This window comes from Escherichia sp. WS1152 (assembly GCF_046487665.1).
In the GTDB taxonomy this organism is placed as follows: Bacteria; Pseudomonadota; Gammaproteobacteria; order Enterobacterales; family Enterobacteriaceae; genus Escherichia; species Escherichia coli.
Map to the genome: position 1 here is coordinate 1 of NZ_JBJQJA010000056.1, position 945 is coordinate 945.

Consider the following 945-nt stretch of genomic DNA (forward strand, 5'->3'; position numbering starts at 1 on the left):
CTGCTGCGAAGCAATGTATTGCTTGAAGCTGTTGAACACCTCGTAGGAGCATTCTACAAAAAGGCTGACGAGTTCAGCACAGTGCTCAAGATGGGACGTACTCACCTGCAGGATGCAGTGCCAATGACTCTCGGCCAGGAGTTCCATGGCTGGGGTTTTACAATTAATGATGAAATTCGGGTCATCCGTAATGCACAGGAACACCTGCGGGTTGTAAACCTTGGTGCTACTGCGATTGGTACCTGTGTTACCGCTCACCCGGATTATCCCGCTTTAGCCGTGAAATATCTGGCCCAGATCACAGGCATTAATTTCAGGAACAGTGAAGATCTCATCGCTGCCACAAGCGACTGTGGTGCATATGTTGCACTCAGTTCGGCCATGAAGAGCCTCTCTGTGAAGCTTACCAAGGTTTGTAATGACATTCGACTGCTTGCTTCAGGCCCCCGTTGCGGCCTGGCTGAAATTAACCTGCCTCAATTGCAACCGGGTTCTTCCATTATGCCTGGTAAGGTTAACCCCGTTATCCCGGAAGTAACAAACCAGTCTTGCTTCCTGGTTCAGGGGCTGGACACCACAGTGATGCTGGCGGCATCTGCTGGTCAGCTTGAGCTTAACGTTATGGAGCCGGTCATCACCTTTGCGCTGTTCACCTCACTCAAGGTGATGACGAATGCCTGTAACACACTCCGAACTAAATGCATTGATGGCATTACAGCTAATTCCGATCGAACTGCAGAGATGGTAATGCATTCCTGCGGTATTGTGACTCTCCTGAAGCCACATCTGGGATATAAGGTGTGTTCTGAAATGGCGCACGAAGCATACCATACAGGCAAATCCCTCCATCAGATAGTGGTTGTCGAACGTAAGCTACTCACACAGGAAGAATGGGAGAAGACATTCAATCTGGATAATCTGATTGCTCCGAAGTTCGAACAATAA

General features: G+C 49.1%; 1 protein-coding gene. It reads left to right on the forward strand.

What is annotated here, in order from left to right; all coding sequences use genetic code 11:
• Positions 1 to 945 (forward strand): lyase family protein (locus ACJHW7_RS25260; protein ID WP_024175818.1); only part of this gene is annotated, 945 nt, incomplete at its 5' end.